We start from the raw sequence: 18,687 nt of genomic DNA, 5'->3' as shown, positions 1-18,687 counted from the left end.
TTTCAGCCGCCGGTCATCGGCGGGAACAGGCCGATCTCGCACGCGCCGGCAATCGGCTCGTCATGCTCGACATGTTCCTGGTCGATGGCGACGCGGATGACCTCGGGAAACTGCAGCGCCGCCTCGTATTCCTCGCCGAGCGAGGTCAGGTGGCTGAGCAGATCGGAAACGGTGCGCACGTTGGCAGGCAGGACGATGTCCTCCTCGGCCTTGCCGATCCGCTCCCGCACCCAGGCGAAATAGACGAGCCGCGTCATCTCATTCCTCGTCGATGATGTGCTTGGCGCCGGCGCGGAAATAATCATAGCCGGTATACATGGTCAGCAGCGCCGCGATCCACAAAAGGCCGATGCCCATTTCGGTGGTGTAGGGCAGAACCTTGTCGCCGGCGGGGCCGGCCAGCAGGAAGGCGATGGCGACCATCTGCACCGTCGTCTTCCACTTGGCGATGCGCGTCACCGGCACGCTGACCTTCAGCTCGGCCAGGTATTCGCGCAGGCCCGAAACGAGGATCTCGCGGCACAGGATGATGATCGCCGCCCAGAGCGACCAGCCGGCGATGGTGCCGTCGGCGGCCACCAGCAGCAGGATGGAGGCGATCAGCAGCTTGTCGGCGATCGGATCGAGCATGCGCCCGATATTCGAGGTCTGGTTCCAGATGCGCGCCAGATAGCCGTCGAAGAAATCCGTCACCGAGGCGATGACGAAGATCCAGACAGCGGCCCAACGGGCGAAATCGGAGCTTTGCAGGCGGCCTTCCACAAAGAAGCAGACCACGATGAGCGGCACGCAGAGAATGCGCCCATAGGTGAGAATGTTCGGGATGTTGTACGCACGCGAAGCCATGTCGTCCTGCCTTTGAATTCCTGCCGGTAATTGACGGTCTCGGATCGAGCCCGTCAATTGTCAAACCTCGCAATCCACGCCGTTTGTGCGCATTTTGCGGCAAATCCGATCACTTTCCCGTATCGCGTGAAAAGGTCCGTGCGATACGTTAAGAAGAGGGCGCAATGCCTTCAATCGATTCCCGTTTGCGCCTAAAGCGCGTCGCGATCTTTCAGATGCGCTCCTTGCGCTTTAGGGTCTTTTTTTCGCATGTCGTTCTCGCAAAACCGCTGCACACTTTTGCGCGACATGCGTCAGGCCGTATCATGAAAATGATCGTAGACCAGTTTCGCGACCGCCTCTGAAATGCCTTCCACCGCCATCAGGTCGGAAATCCCGGCGCGCGAGACCGCCTTGGCGGTGCCGAAATGCTGCAGCAGCGCCCGCTTGCGGGTCGGGCCGATGCCGGCGATCTCGTCCAGCGGGTTCTTCACCATTTCCTTCTTGCGCCGCGCCCGGTGCGAGCCGATGGCGAAGCGGTGCGCCTCGTCGCGCATCCGCTGGATGAAATAGAGCACGGGATCGCGCGGCGGCAGGGTGAAGCCATCGCGGCCCGGCGGGAAGAAACGCTCGCGCCCGGCCTCGCGGTCGGCGCCCTTGGCGACGCCGATGGCGACGACGCTATCGGTGATGCCGAGTTCGGATAGGATGGCGCGCACCGCCGTCATCTGGCCCTGGCCGCCGTCGATGAGGATGACGTCGGGCCAGGCGGGGAAGGGCGCATCGGCCAGATCTTCCGGGGCGACCGGCGCCGAGCGATCCGGAATGCCTTCCTCCTTGATCAGCCGGCTGAAGCGGCGGGTCATCACCTCGCGCATCATGCCGAAATCGTCGCCGGGGGTGATGTCGGTCGATTTGATATTGAATTTTCGATACTGGTTCTTCACGAAGCCTTCCGGCCCCGCCACCACCATGCCGCCGACCGCGTTTGTGCCCATGATATGCGAGTTGTCGTAGATCTCGATGCGGCGCGGCGTAAAGGGCAGGGCGAAGGTTTCGGCAAAACCCTGCAGCAGCCGCGCCTGCGACGAGGTTTCGGCCAGCTTGCGACCATGCGCCTCGCGGGCATTGGCGAGCACATGGTCGACCACGTCCTTCTTGTCGCCGCGTTGCGGCACCAGCACCTGAACCTTGTGGCCGGCCTTCTCGGTGAAGGCGGCGGTCAGCAGTTCCAATTCCTCGACCGTCTCGGACAGGAGAATATGGCGCGGCACCGGCTTGTCGTCATAAAACTGCGCCAGGAAGGCGCTCAACACCTCGGCGCTGGAGAGCGACGGATCGGCTCTGGGGAAATAGGCGCGGTTGCCCCAGTTCTGCCCGGTGCGGAAGAAGAACACCTGGATGCAGGAGACACCGCCCTCGTGATGGATGGCGAAGACATCCGCCTCCTCGACGCTGGCCGGATTGATGCCTTGGTGGCTCTGCACATGCGAGAGCGCCGCCAGGCGGTCGCGATAGATGGCAGCGCGTTCGAAATCCAGTTCCTCGGCAGCCTGGCCCATCGCGCTCGCCATGGCCGCCTTGACGTTCTGGCTCTTGCCGGAGAGGAAATCCTTGGCCTCGGTCACCAGTTCGGCATAGGCGGCGTCGCTGACCTCATGGGTGCAGGGCCCGGAACAGCGCTTGATCTGGTAGAGCAGACAGGGGCGGGTGCGGGTCTCGAAGGCGCTGTCGGTACAGGTGCGGATGAGAAAAGCGCGCTGCAGCGAATTGATGGTGCGCCCGACGGCGCTGGCCGAGGCGAAGGGGCCGAAATAATCGCCCTTGCGCGCGCGCGCGCCGCGATGCTTGAAGATGGCGGGCGCCCGGTGGTCGCCGGTGATCAGGATATAGGGAAACGACTTGTCGTCGCGCAGCAGCACATTGAAGCGCGGTCGCAACCGCTTGATGAGGTTGGCCTCGAGCAGCAGCGCCTCGACCTCGGTGCGGGTGGTGACGAATTCCATGTTCGCCGTCTCGCGCACCATACGGGCGATGCGATTGGAATGCACGCGCCCCTGCGCGTAGTTGCCGACGCGCTTCTTCAGGCTGCGGGCCTTGCCGACATAGAGCACGTCACCCGCCTCGTTGAACATGCGGTAGACGCCGGGACTGTTGGGCAGGCGCTTGACGAATTCGCCGATCAGATCCTGGCCCTTGAGGCCGGTCTCGTTCTTCCAGCCTTCGTTCCAGTCGATAGCGGAGGGCAAATCGCGGCCGGCATCGCCGCCGCCCTCTACGATCTCGTCTTCGTCGTCCTCGTTTTCATCGTAAAGGACGCCGCCTTCCGGCAGCTTCTGTCCGTTCATTCGGCTATCTCCGCGACATCGGGCGTTTGCCAGGCGAGATGCTGGCCGCCGTCGAGCGCGATCATCTGCCCTGTAATCGACGGCGTGTCGAACAGAAAGCGGATCGTCCTCCCGAATTCAGCGGGTTGCGGCCCGGCCTTCAGAATCAGCCCGTCAATCTGGGCCTGAAAATCGGCCATTGTTTGCCGCGGGCTCGGCATCGACGGGCCGGGGCCGATGGCATTGACGCGGATGCGCGGGGCAAGGCTTTGCGCCATGGTCTGCGTCGCCGTCCACAATGCCGATTTCGACAATGTATAAGAATAGAACCGCGGATTGAGCGCCATCACCCGCTGGTCGACGATATTGACGATCAGGCCGCCAGCGTCCACAGGCAACTGCCGGGCGAATTCCGCCGCCAGAAGCGAGGATGCGCGCAGATGCAATGAAAAATGTGCATCCCAGATCTCGGCGTCGAAGACGTCGACCGAATCATGGCGAAAGACGGATGCGTTGTTGACGAGAAGGCCCAGTGGTCCGAAGGCGGCATTGACCTCGCCGATCAGGGCGGTTGTTTGCGCCGTTTCGCGAAGATCAGCCTTAAAGGCTTGTGCGACATGACCTTTTTTCCGCAGGGTCGCGGCAAGATCTTCCGCATCGCCAAGTGACGTATTGGCATGGATGGCCACGGCGAAGCCTTGCTCGGCCAGATCCTCGGCAATTGCCCGGCCAATTCTTTTCGCTGCGCCGGTCACGAGCGCCGTCTTTTTCGATTGATACTTCAAGACAGTCCTTATCTGCGATCCGCAATCCGCCGTTACCATATAGGTCCACCGGCGCCGGGGTTAAATAGTCAGGTTTTAGACGATTCCATTTTTTTCTTCTTAAGTATTAGTTGTTTTTTAACCATGTATATTCGAATTTAAGTTCAGTAACCATTCGTTATGGTTAATAAATGTCCTGTTGCCATTAAGCAACGTCAAAAATACGGCGCGGTTTTGCCACAATGATTTCACATTTTGGCTCTTCCAATTCCTCAATTACAGATCAATTTCTCCTCAACCGGGCAGGGAAAACTAGCATTTCCGTTCCGCAACCCCGGTCGAAACCGGCGCGGAACGGCTGAAAGGAGAAAGACATGCGTACCCTCATCAAGACTCTCATCGCCACTTCCATGGCTTCCACCGCGCTGCTTGGCTTCAGCGTCGCCCAGGCTGCCGACGCCGTCGACCAGATCCCGGAAGCGCCTGCTGCCGTCGAAATGGCCCAGCCGGCCGGCGACTGGTCGGGCGCCTACCTCGGTGGCGCCGGCACCTACAATTTCGGCCGTTTCAACAAGGGCGATTATGACGCACGTCAGCTCGGCGGCCAGGTTTACGGCGGCTACAACATGCAGAACGGCCAGATCGTCTACGGTGCCGAAGCCGACATCGGCTACTCCGGCAATGACGACGTCAACAACGGCATCCGCAGCAAGCAGGGCGTCAACGGCTCGATCCGTGGCCGCGTCGGCTACGATCTGAACCCGGTCCTGGTTTACGGCACCGCCGGTGTCGCCGTCCAGCAGAGCAAGGCATCCGACGCCACCTCGTCCGACAAGCGCACCGCTGCCGGCCTGACCGTCGGCGCCGGCGTCGAAACCCTGGTGACCAACAACATCACCGCACGCGCCGAATATCGCTACACCGACTATCAGGACAAGGACTTCTCGCTGAACAGCGGCCTCGCAAACCGCGACTACAACGAGCATTCCGTCAAGGTCGGTCTCGGCGTCAAGTTCTGATCCGCGCCAAGTCTAAGCCTTACGAAAAAGCCGGGGTTCGCGCCCCGGCTTTTTTGCGTTCGGGAAGTCTGAAAAAGCCAATCAGGCGGCGCACGGCGCCAGCTTGCCATAGGCGTTGAAGGCCTTGGCGAAGCGTTTTGGCCAGGCGGCGAGCTTCGGATGATCGGCCTCCCAGAGGCCTTCGAAGCGCAGCGCGAGATAGCCGCTCATCGCCGCCAGTGCGAAAATGCCGCCATGCAGGGATTTTTCCGGGTCGGGGAGGTCGGCTTCGAGATAGGCGAGGCCGCGGGACACCTTGTCCCACTGGCGGTCGATCCAGGGCTGGTAGACCATCTCGGCGGGGCGGAAGCGCCGCTCGTAGACAACCGACAGCAGGCTGTCGGTGATGCCGTCGCACAGGGCTTCCAGCACCTGCGCCTGCGTGCCGGCTTCGCCCTTGGGATAGAGCTTCTTGCCCGATTCGCGGTGCAGGAACAGCATGATCGCCCGGCTGTCGAAAACGGCGCCGCCATCCTTGCGGATCAGCACGGGAATCTTGCCGAGCGGATTGGGGCCGGTCAGTTCCGGCGGCGCGGCATTGGTGTCGACCACCTGTTCCTCCAACGCGATGCCGAGATGGCGCGCGGCCATCCGCACCTTGGCGGAATAGGGCGAGGCTGGGGCGTAGAGCAGTTTCATGGATGTTCCTCCTCGATCAGGGAGCGGCGGGCAGGACGAGGCGATCGCGGCGGCAGACACGGCGGTTATCGCCGCTGCATTCGCGATAGCTCAGATCCTTGTTCAGGCAGATGCGGATTTCATCGAGTTTGGAGCCGTCGCAGGTGACGTCGATGGCGGACGCGATCAGGCCGGGATTGGCAGCGGTCAGTTGCGAGACGATCCGGTCGGTGCTCAGCGTCTTCTGCTGGCCGGCACTGGACAGGTCGGACGGCAGTTTGAGCTGGTTCCAGGCGGCGCGCAGCTTTGCAAAATAGGCGCGCTGCGACAGGTTCGAGCAGGTGCCATGCTTGCGCCATTGATGGCCGACGAGGCCGACGGTCGGCAAGAGATCGAGCTGGCGGCGGGCGAGATCGTCAGGCACTCGCTCCGGCTCGCTGCTGCCGCAGAATTGCGGATAGCCGTCGACGAATTGCGGCCAGAACCCGTGGACGACCAGGGATAGGTCGCGATTGGACCCGCATTGCTGGCGATTACCCGCGCCCTCGTCGCTCTGGCAATAGCTCGGCGACCAGGAGAGCGACAGCACGTAATAATCGAAACCCTGCTCCGTCGCCGGCAGGGATGTCTTCTGCACCGGTTTTTCCGCTGGTCGCGCGGGTTTCGGCTGGGCGGTCGGCGCCGGCTGCTGTTGCGTCGCCGGCGGCGGGGTAAGGCGATTGCCGCCCTTTTCGCCGAGCCCGAACCACAGCGACAGCACCATCATCAGGGCCAGCGCGACGAAACCGGTATAGCGGCGCATCCGGGGCCTGTCCTATTCCTCGCCGCGCAGCCAGAAGGCGCGCTGCGAGGCGTAACGATCCTGCGCCAGCTTTTCCTTCAGGACTGGCAGCAGGGCGTGCAACTCGTCCTTCAGCACATAGGGCGGGTTGACGATAACAAGGCCGGAGCCGTTGAGGCCGGCGGTCTCGCGGTCGCTCCTCACCGTCAGCTCGGCGCAGAGCATCTTCGGGATCTCCAGCGCCTTCAGCGCCTCATAAAAGTTCGCGATCGGCGCGCCCTTCTTCATCGGATACCACAGGCAATAGGTGCCGCCGGAAAAGCGGCGATAGGCGCGGGCGAGGCCGTCGACCATGCGCTCATATTCGTTGGCCGCCTCGAAGGGCGGATCGACCAGCACGATGCCGCGTTTTTCCTTGGGCGGCAGATGCGCGCCGAGCGCCAGCCAGCCGTCGAGATGGGTGACACGCACCTGGTAATCGCCCTCGAACAGCCGTTGCAGCACGCCGCAATCGTCGGGGTGCAGTTCCATGGCCGACAGGCGGTCCTGCGGACGAAACAGCATGCGCGCCAGCTTCGGCGAGCCGGGATAGCGGCGCACGCCGCCCTCCGGGTTCAGTTCCCTCACCGCATTGAGATAGGGCGCGAGCAGCGTGGCGGCCGGCTCCGGCAGATCCGCGTCGATCAGCTTGCCGATGCCCTCCTGCCATTCGCCGGTTTTTTGGGCCTCTTCCGAGCCGAGATCGTAGAGCCCGATGCCCGCATGGGTGTCGAGCAGGCGGAAGGCGGCGTCCTTGTTCTGCGCGTAGCGGATGAGGCGCGCCAGCACCGCATGCTTGAGAACGTCGGCGAAATTGCCCGCGTGGTAGATATGCCGATAGTTCATGGGGGGACCGCGATCACGTTTTGGAGCTTTTGAGATTATGCCGTTTGGCATATAGAAATGCCATGAACATTGCGACCCCCATTTCCGCCAAATCCCGCATCGGCCATTCGGCCTGTCCGCACGACTGTCCCTCGACCTGTGCGCTGGATATCGACATCGACGCCACGGGACGCCTCGGCCGCGTGCGCGGCAGCGATGCCAATTCCTACACGGCCGGCGTCATCTGCGCCAAGGTGGCCCGCTATGCCGAGCGCGTCTACCATCCCGACCGTCTGCTGGCGCCGAAGCGCCGCAAGGGCGTGAAAGGCGGCGGTTCCTGGCAGGAGATCGGCTGGGATGACGCGCTGGACGAGATCGCCGAAGCCTTCCTCAAGGCGGAAGCGGCGCATGGCAGTGAGGCGATCTGGCCCTATTTCTATGCCGGCACGATGGGGCTGGTGCAGCGCGACAGTATCGAGCGGCTGCGGCATGTGAAGAAATATTCCGGCTTCTTCGACACGATCTGCGTCAACATGGCCTGGACCGGCTACATGATGGGCACCGGCGCGCTGCGCGGGCCGGATCCGCGCGAGATGGCGGTGTCGGATTGCGTGGTCATCTGGGGCACCAATGCAGTCGTCACCCAGGTCAATGTCATGACCCATGCGATCAAGGCCCGCAAGGAGCGCGGCGCCAAGATCGTCGTCATCGACGTCTATGACAATGCGACGATGAAGCAGGCCGATCTCGGGCTGGTGGTGCGGCCGGGCACGGATGCCGCGCTCGCCTGCGCCGTCATGCATGTCGCCTTCCGCGACGGTTATGCCGACCACACCTACATGGCCCGCTTCGCCGACGATCCCGAAGGACTTGAGGCGCATCTGCAGACGCGCACGCCGGAATGGGCCGCCGCCATCACCGGCCTGACGGTCGAGGAGATCGAGGCCTTCGCCCGCCTCGTCGGCCAGACGAAAAAGACCTTTTTCCGGCTCGGCTACGGGTTTACCCGCCAGCGCAACGGCTCGGTGGCGATGCATGCTGCCGCCTCCATCGCCACCGTGCTCGGCTCATGGCAATATGAAGGCGGCGGCGCCTTCCATTCCAACAGCGGCGTCTTCGCCATGGACAAGTCCGAGCTGATGGGCACCGCCTTCGTCGACCCGGATATCCGCGTGCTCGACCAGTCGCAGATCGGCCGCATCCTCACCGGCGACCGCGAGGCCCTGCGCGGACGTGGGCCGGTCACGGCGATGCTGATCCAGAACACGAACCCGATGACGGTGATGCCGGAGCAGCGCCGGGTGCGGCAGGGTTTTGCCCGCGACGACCTGTTCGTGGCGGTGCATGAGCATTTCATGACCGACACCGCCGACATGGCCGATATCGTGCTGCCGGCCACCATGTTCGTCGAGCATGACGACATCTATCGCGGCGGCGGCCAGAGCCATATCCTGCTTGGGCCGAAAGTGATCGAGCCGCCGGAAACCGTGCGCACCAATCTCTTCGTCATCGAGGAACTGGCCAAGCGCCTCGGCGTCGCCGACCGCCCCGGCTTCGGCCTCACTGAACGCGAGACGATCGACCGGATGATGGCGAAAAGCGGCCGTCCCGGCTTCGATTACCTGCTGGAACACAAATGGATCGACGCCGCCCCGGCTTTCGAGGAGGCGCATTACCTCAACGGCTTCGGTTTCGCCGACGGAAAATTCCGCTTCAAGCCGGACTGGACCGGCACGCCGGCCCTGACGCGCCCGCCGGAATCGCTGGGCGCGCTCGGGCCGCATCAAGCGCTGCCGGTCTTCCCCGATCACGTCGACCTGATCGAGACGGCGGATGCCGAACATCCCTTCCGCCTCGCCACCTCGCCGGCGCGCAATTTTCTGAATTCGAGCTTTACGGAGACAAAAACCTCGCTTCAGAAGGAAAATCGCCCCGAGGTGATGGTCAATCCGAGGGATGCGGAAGCCGCCGGCATTGCCGGCGGCGAGATCGTCGTGCTCGGCAATTCCCGCGGCAGCGTGCGCCTGCATGCGAAGGTGACGGAAACGGTCAAGCCCGGCGTGCTGGTCGCCGAGGGCATCTGGCCGAACAAAGCGCATCTCGACGGCGAGGGCATCAACGTGCTGACCGGCGCCGACCAGGTCGCGCCCTATGGCGGTGCGGCGGTGCATGACACGAAAGTCTGGCTGCGCAGGGATGTGGCCAAGGAGATGGCATGAGCAAGTTCGACAAGGCCCGCATCGACATCGTCAAGGACGAGACGCTATCGAAGAACTGGTATCACCTGCGTAACGTCACTTTCGATTATACCGGCTCGACCGGCGAGACCGTGCGGCTGAAGCGCGAGGTCTACGATCGCGGCAACGGCGCGACCATCTTGCTGTTCGATCCAAAGCGGCAGACCGTCGTGCTGGTGCGCCAGTTCCGCATGCCGGCGTATCTGAACCACCATAGCGGCTGGATGATCGAGACGCCGGCCGGCCTGCTCGACGGCGACCACCCGACTGAAGCCATCCGCCGCGAGGTGATGGAGGAGACCGGCTATGTCGTCCATGATATCAGGCCGATCTTCCGCAGCTTCATGTCGCCGGGCGCGGTGACGGAAATCATCCATTTCTTCGTGGCGCTGATCGATGCCGGCGAACGCCAGACCGATGGCGGCGGGCTGGACAGCGAGCACGAGGATATCGAGGTGCTGGAAATCGGCCTCGACCGGGCCTCGGCGATGATCGACAGCGGCGAGATCTGCGACGCCAAGACGATCATGCTGATCCAGTGGGCGTTAATCCATCGGTCGGAGCTGACGGCGGTGTGACCCCTCAGAACGAGCCGCGCACGCCCGTGCCGATATACCCGGCGGCAAAGCCGCCGCCGGCGCCATCTTCGTAATAGGTGTTGCCGGTCGTGTCGGCATATTCCGCATCGCCGCGCCGGAATTTCGTCGCCTCGAAGGATCCGTCGAGATAGAGCGCGATGTTCTGCGTCAGCGAATATTCGATGCCTGCCTTGGCGCCGAACATCGGCGACAGCTTGAAACTGTCGTCCACGCGCAGGTTGCGCAGCCAGTGGTCGTCGCCGCTGCGATTGCGGATGACGGCGCCCACTTCCAGCGCGCCGGTCAGGCGGAAGCGGCCCATGGTCTGCTCGCCGTTCAGCGTCGCATAGAGAACCGGGATTTTCTGCTGGTAGCTGATGCCGGCGACACCGCTGGTAAAGGAGCCGATCGTGTCGCGGAAACTGTCGACGCTGTAGACGAAATCGCCGCCGCGCGCGGTCCATTTGACATCGGTGTAGCGACCGCCGATGCCGACGGAGAGATTTTGCAGGCTGTCGCCGAACAGCAATCGGTTCACCTCGACGCTGCCATTGTAATAGTGGTCGAGGCCGGTGTCGTCATGCTCGGAGCGATGGGTCCAGTCGGCGCCCGGCACGAGCCAGTCGTAATCGACCATGTGGCCGTTGCCGTTGATGCCGGTCTTGCCTTCCAGCTTTACCGACCAGCCGGAGCCGACATCGATATCGAGGCTGCCGCGCAGCACCTGAACCGCCTTCGATTGCCATTCGAGCTGGCTGAGCTTGTGATCTCCGGAAAACACCGTCTCATGTGCACGAATATTGGCGAGCCCGACGCCGATCGAAGCCCCCACCCGCTCGTCATTGGCTAGTGCCATGCCGCAGGAAAAGGCGAGAAGCCCGGCCGTCAGCGGCAGGAAAGCATGTCTCGTGGCGGTCATGGACGAACTCCGGATGTTTGCGAGCGGCCGTCAAGGGCCGATCTTCACAATCGCGAAGTTTGGTAAATTATTGGTTGAGATCGCTCAGGCGGCCGTTCGCGGCGCGTGCGGCGGCCTCGTCGGCAAAACGCGTGCGGCCCTCGACCATGGCAACCCGGCCCTCGGCGAGCAGCTTCAGCGCCAGCGGATAGGCCCGGTGCTCGACGGTCAGCACGCGTGCGGCGAGCGTCTCGGCGGTGTCGCCGGCCTCGACCGGCACCGTCATCTGCACGATGACCGGGCCTTCGTCCATGCCTTCGGTGACGAAATGCACGGTGCAGCCGGCTTGCGCATGGCCGGCCTCCAGCGCCCGCTGGTGGGTATGCAGGCCGGGAAAATTCGGCAGCAGCGAGGGATGGATATTGATCATCCGGCCCTCATAGGGGCGAATGAAATCGGCGCTGACGAGGCGCATATAGCCGGCAAGACAGATGATATCCGGCTTGATCTCGGCAAGGGCGGCGAGGATCGCCGCCTCGTGCTCGGCCTTCGAGCCATAGGCGCGGCGCTCGAAGGCGAGCGCCGGAATGCCGAGCGCTTTCGCCTTGGCAAGCCCGCCGGCTTCCGGTTTGTCGGAGAGCACGGCGACGATTTCGGCCGGAAAATCCGCCGCCTCGCAGGCTTTCGCCAGCGCCAGCATGTTCGAACCGCCGCCGGAAATGAAGACCGCGACGCGTTTGCGCGGGGCAGATGTCATAGGGCGAGCGTGCCAGTATAGACGGTGCCGGCGGCGCCTTCGGCGCGGGCCACCATGCGGCCGAGTGTGACGACCTGTTCTCCCTCGGCGGCGAGCGCGGCGCGCACGGTTTCCGCGTCACCGGCCGAAACGACGGCGATCATGCCGATGCCGCAATTGAAGGTGCGCAGCATTTCCTTCGCTTCCACGCCGCCGGTCTCAGCCAGCCACGAGAAGACGGCCGGGACGGCGAAGGCGGAGAGGTCGATCTCGGCGGCAAGGTGCTTGGGCAGCACGCGCGGAATGTTTTCCGGGAAACCGCCGCCGGTGATATGCGCCAGCGCCTTGATCGCGCCGGTCTTGCGGATGGCGGAGAGCAGCGGCTTCACATAGATGCGGGTCGGCTCCAGCAGCGCTTCGCCGAGCGTCTTGCCGTCTGCAAAGGGGGCCGGAGCATCCCAGGCGAGGCCGGAAATGCCGACGATCTTGCGCACCAGCGAATAGCCGTTCGAATGCACGCCGGAGGAGGCGAGGCCGAGAATGACGTCGCCTTCGGCAACGTCGCCGGAGGGCAGCAGCTTGCCGCGTTCGGCCGCACCCACCGCAAAGCCGGCGAGGTCGTAATCGCCGCCAGCATACATGCCGGGCATTTCGGCGGTCTCTCCGCCGATCAGCGCGCAGCCGGCCTGGCGGCAGCCATCGGCGATACCGCCGACGATGGCGGCGCCCTGGTCGGGATCGAGCTTGCCGGTGGCGAAATAATCGAGGAACAGCAAGGGCTCGGCGCCCTGCACGACGAGATCGTTGACGCACATGGCGACGAGGTCGATGCCAACAGTGTCGTGCTTGCCGGCGTCGATGGCGATCTTCAGCTTGGTGCCGACGCCGTCGTTTGCGGCGACCAGGATCGGATCGGTAAAGCCGGCGGCCTTCAGGTCGAAGAGACCGCCGAAGCCGCCGATCTCGCCATCCGCGCCCGGGCGGCGTGTGGAGCGCACCGCCGGCTTGATCTTCTCGACCAGAAGATTGCCGGCATCGATGTCGACGCCGGCATCGCTATAGGTCAGACCGTTCTTGCCCGTTTCGCTCATGCCAGTTTCGCTCATGGGTGTCTCCGCTCGCCCTTGATCCTGTGGTCGCACATCGTCATTCGCTGGTCGCAATTGCATGACAATCCCCATTATGCAAGGGATTGCGTGGGTGAATGCCCGAAATTCACGGAAGCCTGCGCGCCTTTCGCCGGCAGGCTTGACCGCCTTTCGGCATCACCATTATGGACATCGCAACGCGCGGGGCCCATCTGATGTCTTGCGAACAGCGATCCCGGCAGCGAGAAACCCATGCGACATCATATCAGCGGCAGCCTTCTCAAGCGTCAGATATTTTTCTGGCTGGCCTTCCTCGTCGGGTTCATCGTCTTTCTGTATGTGTTCAGTTCGATCCTGCTGCCTTTCCTGGCCGGCATGGCGATCGCCTATTTCCTCGATCCGGTGGCTGACAGGCTGGAGCGCCTTGGGCTGAGCCGCACCATGGCGACGCTGGTCATCCTCATCGGTTTCATCGTCATCATCGCCTTGTCGCTGATGGTGGTCATCCCGGTCCTCGTCGGCCAGCTCAACGATTTCGCCCAGCGCCTGCCGGAATATATCGAAAAGCTGCGCGCCTTCGTCGTCGATGCCCAGAATTCCATGCTGCCCGGCTGGGTGAAGGGCCAGATCGGCAATATCAAGAACAATTTCTCCGGCATCATGTCGGAAGGCGTCGCCTTCCTGACCGGGCTGTTCAGCCAGATCTGGAATTCCGGCAAGGCGATCGTCGACGTCATCTCGCTGTTGATCGTCACCCCGGTCGTCGCCTTCTACATCCTGCTCGACTGGGACCACATGATCGCCAAGGTCGACCGCTGGATCCCGCGCGATTATGTCGGCAGCGTGCGCCAGATCGCCCGCGAGATCGACCAGGCTGTCGCGGGCTTCATACGTGGCCAGGGCTCGCTCTGCCTCATCCTCGGCATCTACTACGCGGCCGGCCTGTCGCTGGTCGGGCTGAATTTCGGGCTGCTGATCGGCCTGTTCTCCGGCATGATCAGCTTCATCCCCTATGTCGGCTCCATGATCGGCCTCGTGCTGTCGGTCGGCGTGGCGCTGGTGCAGTTCGGCGCCGATCCGGTGTGGATCGGCCTGGTGCTGGCCGTCTTCTTCAGCGGCCAGTTCATCGAGGGCAATATCCTGCAACCGAAGCTGGTCGGCCAGAGTGTGGGCCTGCATCCGGTATGGCTGATGTTCGCGCTGTTCGCCTTCGGCGCACTGTTCGGCTTCGTCGGCCTGCTGGTGGCGGTGCCGGCGGCGGCCGCCATCGGCGTGCTGGTCCGCTTTGCGCTCAACCGCTATCTGGAAAGCGACCTCTATTTCGGCAGCGCCGTCGAGGCGCCGTTCATCGAGCAGGACGAAAAGGTTTCCCCCCGGGCAATCGACAATGACTGAGCAGAAGACCAATCCGACACGCAAGGGCGCCGAGCAACTGCCCTTGCGGTTTGCCCATGATACATCCAGCAGCCGCGACGATCTGCTGGTCGCCGATCCCTTGGCGGCGGCCGTCTCGTTGATAGACGACTGGCCGCGCTGGCCGTCGCCGGTCGTCATCCTCGCCGGTCCGGCCGGTTCGGGAAAATCGCATCTGGCCAGCATCTGGCGGGAGTTGAGCGGCGCTGCCGATATCCTGCCGCGGCAGGGGGAGGAGGCGCCGCGCCTGGCGGCGCAAGGCCCTGTCATTTTCGAGGACGCCGACCGCATCGCTTTCGACGAGACGGAGCTGTTCCACGTCATCAACAGCGTGCGTCAGCATGGCCATCACCTGCTGATGACCTCGCGGCTGTGGCCGATGTCCTGGCCGGTGACGCTGCCCGATCTGAAATCGCGCCTCAAGGCGGCGACCACGGTGGAGATTGGCGAGCCCGACGAGGAATTGCTGAGCCAGGTGATCGTCAAGCTGTTCGCCGACCGCCAGCTTTACATAGATGACAAACTCGTCGCCTATATCGTTCAGCGGATGGAGCGTTCCATGGAGGCGGCGCAAACGATCGTTGAGCGCCTCGATCGGCTAGCGCTAGCGCGCGGCACCCGCATCACCCGGCCGCTGGCCGCGGAAGTGCTTCATAGTCTTGGAAATGACGCGACGAACGATTGACTGTCACAGAACCGTCGTCAAACTGTTATACGGCGGATGCGAAGTTAAAGGAAAGGCGAAGACTATGGATTCCGGGCTCACCACGGCAAAAGTCGGGACTGCGGGAACGGTTTCTCCGCCGACTGCGCCCGAAAACGATATCCTCTCCAGCCCGGCGCGTTTCATCAACCGTGAGTTTTCCTGGCTTCAGTTCAATCGCCGTGTGCTCGAGGAAACGCTGAACACCGCGCATCCGCTTCTGGAGCGCGTCCGCTTCCTGTCGATCTCGGCAGCCAATCTCGACGAATTCTTCATGGTCCGCGTCGCCGGTCTCGAAGGCCAGGTGCGCCAGGGCATCGCCATGCGTTCCCCCGACGGCAAGACGCCGGCCGAGCAGATGGAGGATATCCTCAAGGAGATCGACAATCTGCAGATGGAGCAGCAGGCTTCGCTCGCCGTGCTGCAGCAATATCTGGCCAAGGAAGACATCCTCATCGTCCGCCCGGCGGCGCTGTCGGAAGACGATCGCACCTGGCTGGCAACAGAATTCGAGCAGTCGATCTTCCCGGTGCTGACGCCGCTGTCGATCGATCCGGCGCATCCATTCCCCTTCATCCCCAATCTCGGCTTCTCCATGGGTTTGCAGCTGGTCAGCCGCAACGATCGCGAGCCGATGACGGCGCTTCTGCGCCTGCCGACCGCACTCGATCGCTTCGTGCGTCTGCCCGATCTCGGCAACGTCATCCGCTACATCACGCTGGAAGACGTGGTCGGCATGTTCATCCACCGCCTTTACCCCGGCTATGAGGTGAAGGGCTACGGCACTTTCCGCCTCATCCGCGACAGCGATATCGAGGTCGAGGAAGAAGCCGAAGATCTGGTGCGCTACTTCGAGACCGCGCTGAAGCGGCGCCGTCGCGGCTCAGTCATCCGCATCGAGACCGATTCGGAAATGCCGGTGTCGCTGCGCCAGTTCGTGGTGCAGGAACTCGGCGTGCCGGAAAACCGCGTCGCCGTTCTGCCCGGCCTTCTCGCGCTCAACACGCTCTCGGAAATCACCAAGGCGCCGCGTGAAGACTTGCGATTTCAACCCTACAACGCCCGCTTTCCCGAACGCGTCCGCGACCATGCCGGCGACTGCCTTGCCGCCATCCGCGAAAAGGACATGGTCGTCCACCACCCTTATGAGTCCTTCGACGTGGTGGTCCAGTTTCTGCTCCAGGCTGCGCGCGATCCTGACGTTCTGGCGATAAAGCAGACGCTGTACCGCACCTCCAACGACAGCCCGATCGTGCGCGCCCTGATCGATGCGGCCGAAGCCGGCAAGTCGGTGACCGCGCTGGTGGAGCTCAAGGCCCGCTTCGACGAGGAAGCCAATATCCGCTGGGCGCGCGACCTGGAGCGCGCCGGCGTGCAGGTGGTCTTCGGCTTCATCGAGCTGAAGACCCATGCCAAGATGTCGATGGTCGTGCGCCGCGAGGATGGCAAGCTGCGCACCTATTGCCACCTCGGTACCGGCAACTATCACCCGATCACCGCCAAGATCTACACCGACCTGTCCTTCTTCACCTGCAACCCGAAGATCGCCCATGACATGGCGAACATCTTCAACTTCATCACCGGATATGGCGAGCCGGAAGCCAGCATGAAGCTGGCTGTCTCGCCCTATACGCTGCGCACCCGCATTCTCACCCATATCGCCGAAGAAACCGAGCATGCCCGCAACGGCCGGCCGGCGGCGATCTGGATGAAGATGAATTCGCTGGTCGATCCCGAGATCATCGATGCGCTCTATGCCGCCAGCAATGCCGGCGTCGAGATCGACCTGGTGGTGCGCGGCATCTGCTGCCTGCGCCCGCAGGTGCCTGGGCTTTCGGAAAACATCCGCGTCAAATCCATCGTCGGGCGCTTCCTGGAGCACAGCCGCATCTTCTGCTTCGGCAACGGCCACGGCCTGCCCTCGGAGAAATCGCTCGTCTATATCGGCTCGGCCGACATGATGCCGCGCAACCTCGACCGCCGCGTCGAGACGCTGGTGCCGCTCACCAACCCGACCGTGCACGCGCAGGTTCTTTCGCAGATCATGCTGGGCAATCTCATTGACAACCAGCAGAGCTACGAGATACTCCCCGATGGAACCTCCAGGCGCATGGACGTCCGCGAAGGGGAAGAACCCTTCAATGCGCAGCACTATTTCATGACCAACCCGAGCCTTTCCGGCCGCGGTGAAGCATTGAACTCCAGCGCGCCCAAGCTGATTGCGGGCTGGGTCTCCGGCAAGAAGAGATAAACTGGAATTGCATGGTTGAATCGGAAGCTCAGGGGCGTTTGCCTGGCATAGCGCCCGTCTCCGTCGTGGATATCGGATCGAACTCCATTCGTCTGGTTGTATACGAAGGCTTGTCGCGGTCGCCCGCAATTCTCTTCAACGAAAAAGTGCTTTGCGGCCTCGGCAGGGGCATCGCGCTCACCGGCCGCATGGACGAACAGGCAGTCGAGCGGGCTTTGGCCGCGCTTCACCGTTTCCGAGCGCTTTCCGTGCAGGCGCGCGCCCGCACCATGTATGTGCTGGCGACGGCTGCGGCGCGCGAATCGCAGAACGGGCCGGATTTCATCTGCCAGGCGGAGGAAATCCTCGGCCAGCCCGTGCGCGTGCTGACCGGCGAGGAAGAGGCGAAGTTTTCGGCGCTCGGCATCATCAGCGGCTTTTTCCACGCCGATGGCATCGCCGGCGATCTCGGTGGCGGCTCGCTGGAACTGATCGATATCGAGGGCAAGGCCTTCGGCAAGGGCGTTACGCTGCCGCTCGGTGGCCTGCGTCTTTCCGAATATTCCGGCAATTCCATCGACAAGGCGCGCGTCTTCGCGCGCAAGCAGGTGCGCCGCGCTGCCGAGTTGTTGAAGGCGGGGGCGGGGCGGACCTTCTATGCGGTCGGCGGCACCTGGCGCAACATCGCCAAGCTGCACATGGAAATGCGCCAATATCCGCTGCACATGATGCAGGGCTACGAGGTGCCGCTCGACGAGGCGCTTCGCTTCCTCGAAGAGGTGATCCAGTCGCGCGATTCGAAGAACCCCGCCTTTGCCGCCGTTTCCAAGAGCCGCCGGGCGCTGCTGCCCTTCGGTGCGGTCGCCATGAAGGAAGTGCTGGAAGTCATGAGGCCCGCCCGTGTCTGCTTCTCGGCGCAGGGCGTGCGCGAAGGCTATCTCTATTCGCTGCTGTCGTCACAGGAGCAGGCGAACGATCCGCTGCTGACGGCCGCGGACGAACTGGCGATCCTGCGCGCGCGCTCACCCGAACACGCGCGCGAACTGGCTGAATGGACCGGCCGGATGATGCCGTTCTTCGGCATCGAGGAAACCGAGGAAGAAAGCCGCTACCGGCAGGCCGCCTGCCTGCTGGCAGACATAAGCTGGCGCGCGCATCCCGATTATCGCGGGCTGCAGGCGTTGAACATCATCGCTCACTCCTCGTTCATCGGCATCACTCATCCCGGCCGCGCCTACATCGCGCTGACCAATTACTACCGCTTCGAAGGACTGCGCGACGACGGAGCGACCGGACCGCTGGCGACTATCGCCACCCCGCATTTCCTTGACCGGGCCAAGCTGCTCGGGGGGCTGTTGCGCGTCGTCTACCTGTTCTCGGCCTCGATGCCGGGCGTGGTCGGTAACCTGGCCTTCCGCACGTCGGACAAGCCCGATCTCGATCTCGAATTCGTCGTGCCGCATCCCTATCACGACTTTGCCGGCGAGCGGCTGGAAGGCCGCCTGCAACAACTGGCCAAGCTGACCGGCAAGCGGCTGACCTTCGTTTTCGAATAAAAACGCCCTCT

At 63.2% G+C, this 18,687-nt stretch carries 17 protein-coding genes; 7 read left to right on the top strand and 10 right to left on the bottom strand.

What is annotated here, in order from left to right; translation table 11 throughout:
- Positions 1-2 precede the first annotated feature (2 nt).
- From moaD to P7F60_RS12655, 4 genes are all read right to left on the bottom strand, one after another.
- Complete coding sequence (gene moaD / locus P7F60_RS12670; protein ID WP_277918083.1) at positions 3-257, bottom strand: molybdopterin converting factor subunit 1; 255 nt, start codon at positions 255-257, stop codon at positions 3-5.
- A 1-nt stretch (position 258) separates the two neighbouring features.
- On the bottom strand, positions 259-846 hold the full coding sequence (gene pgsA / locus P7F60_RS12665) for a CDP-diacylglycerol--glycerol-3-phosphate 3-phosphatidyltransferase (protein ID WP_277918082.1): 588 nt from the start codon (positions 844-846) through the stop codon (positions 259-261).
- Positions 847-1,139: 293 nt separating this feature from the next.
- Complete coding sequence (gene uvrC, locus P7F60_RS12660; RefSeq protein WP_277918081.1) at positions 1,140-3,173, bottom strand: excinuclease ABC subunit UvrC; 2,034 nt, start codon at positions 3,171-3,173, stop codon at positions 1,140-1,142.
- On the bottom strand, positions 3,170-3,937 hold the full coding sequence (locus tag P7F60_RS12655; RefSeq protein ID WP_277918080.1) for an SDR family oxidoreductase: 768 nt from the start codon (positions 3,935-3,937) through the stop codon (positions 3,170-3,172). The genes uvrC and P7F60_RS12655 overlap by 4 nt, the downstream gene beginning before the upstream one ends.
- A 353-nt stretch (positions 3,938-4,290) precedes the next feature.
- On the opposite strand from P7F60_RS12655, the gene P7F60_RS12650 reads away from it, so the two are divergent.
- Positions 4,291-4,935, top strand: a complete 645-nt coding sequence (locus P7F60_RS12650) for an outer membrane protein (protein WP_277918079.1) — start codon at positions 4,291-4,293, stop codon at positions 4,933-4,935.
- 81 nt (positions 4,936-5,016) lie between these two features.
- Here the strand turns inward: P7F60_RS12650 and P7F60_RS12645 are convergent, their stop codons facing one another.
- The 3 genes from P7F60_RS12645 to P7F60_RS12635 are packed head-to-tail and all read right to left on the bottom strand — an operon-like array spanning position 5,017 to position 7,258.
- Positions 5,017-5,613 carry a glutathione S-transferase gene (locus tag P7F60_RS12645; RefSeq protein WP_277918078.1) on the bottom strand — a complete coding sequence of 199 codons (597 nt, stop codon included), beginning with the start codon at positions 5,611-5,613 and terminating at the stop codon, positions 5,017-5,019.
- Between the two features lie 16 nt (positions 5,614-5,629).
- On the bottom strand, positions 5,630-6,394 hold the full coding sequence (locus P7F60_RS12640; RefSeq protein ID WP_277918077.1) for a ribonuclease: 765 nt from the start codon (positions 6,392-6,394) through the stop codon (positions 5,630-5,632).
- Between the two features lie 12 nt (positions 6,395-6,406).
- A complete protein-coding gene (locus tag P7F60_RS12635; protein WP_277918076.1) occupies positions 6,407-7,258 on the bottom strand; it encodes a 23S rRNA (adenine(2030)-N(6))-methyltransferase RlmJ in 852 nt (283 codons plus the stop codon).
- 62 nt (positions 7,259-7,320) lie between these two features.
- On the opposite strand from P7F60_RS12635, the gene P7F60_RS12630 reads away from it, so the two are divergent.
- Both P7F60_RS12630 and P7F60_RS12625 read left to right on the top strand, forming a co-directional pair.
- A complete protein-coding gene (locus P7F60_RS12630) occupies positions 7,321-9,456 on the top strand; it encodes a molybdopterin oxidoreductase family protein (protein ID WP_277918075.1) in 2,136 nt (711 codons plus the stop codon).
- Positions 9,453-10,052, top strand: a complete 600-nt coding sequence (locus tag P7F60_RS12625; protein ID WP_277918074.1) for an NUDIX domain-containing protein — start codon at positions 9,453-9,455, stop codon at positions 10,050-10,052. Before P7F60_RS12630 ends, P7F60_RS12625 begins: the two co-directional genes overlap by 4 nt.
- 4 nt (positions 10,053-10,056) lie before the next feature.
- Here P7F60_RS12625 and P7F60_RS12620 read toward each other — a convergent pair whose 3' ends face one another.
- From P7F60_RS12620 to purM, 3 genes are all read right to left on the bottom strand, one after another.
- Positions 10,057-10,971: an omptin family outer membrane protease gene (locus tag P7F60_RS12620; protein WP_277918073.1), complete on the bottom strand. Its 915-nt coding sequence runs from the start codon at positions 10,969-10,971 to the stop codon at positions 10,057-10,059.
- A gap of 67 nt (positions 10,972-11,038) precedes the next feature.
- A complete protein-coding gene (gene purN, locus P7F60_RS12615) occupies positions 11,039-11,707 on the bottom strand; it encodes a phosphoribosylglycinamide formyltransferase (protein ID WP_277918072.1) in 669 nt (222 codons plus the stop codon).
- Entirely contained in the window at positions 11,704-12,777 is a 1,074-nt protein-coding gene (gene purM / locus P7F60_RS12610) for a phosphoribosylformylglycinamidine cyclo-ligase (protein WP_277918181.1), read from the bottom strand. Before purM ends, purN begins: the two co-directional genes overlap by 4 nt.
- 249 nt (positions 12,778-13,026) lie before the next feature.
- Between purM and P7F60_RS12605 the strand changes: the two genes are divergently transcribed.
- From P7F60_RS12605 to ppx, 4 genes are all read left to right on the top strand, one after another.
- Positions 13,027-14,169: an AI-2E family transporter gene (locus P7F60_RS12605; protein ID WP_277918071.1), complete on the top strand. Its 1,143-nt coding sequence runs from the start codon at positions 13,027-13,029 to the stop codon at positions 14,167-14,169.
- The gene (hdaA, locus tag P7F60_RS12600) at positions 14,162-14,872 is read left to right on the top strand and encodes a DnaA regulatory inactivator HdaA (protein ID WP_277918070.1); all 711 of its coding nucleotides are present in this window, start codon (positions 14,162-14,164) and stop codon (positions 14,870-14,872) included. The genes P7F60_RS12605 and hdaA overlap by 8 nt, the downstream gene beginning before the upstream one ends.
- A gap of 64 nt (positions 14,873-14,936) precedes the next feature.
- Positions 14,937-17,141 carry an RNA degradosome polyphosphate kinase gene (locus P7F60_RS12595; RefSeq protein ID WP_277918069.1) on the top strand — a complete coding sequence of 735 codons (2,205 nt, stop codon included), beginning with the start codon at positions 14,937-14,939 and terminating at the stop codon, positions 17,139-17,141.
- 11 nt (positions 17,142-17,152) lie between these two features.
- Positions 17,153-18,676, top strand: coding sequence for an exopolyphosphatase (gene ppx / locus P7F60_RS12590; RefSeq protein ID WP_277918068.1), 1,524 nt, complete (start codon positions 17,153-17,155; stop codon positions 18,674-18,676).
- Positions 18,677-18,687: the final 11 nt, after the last annotated feature.

The sequence above is a fragment of the Rhizobium sp. YJ-22 genome (assembly GCF_029601685.1).
In the GTDB taxonomy this organism is placed as follows: Bacteria; Pseudomonadota; Alphaproteobacteria; order Rhizobiales; family Rhizobiaceae; genus Metarhizobium.
This window is presented reverse-complemented; position numbering and strand designations above follow the sequence as displayed.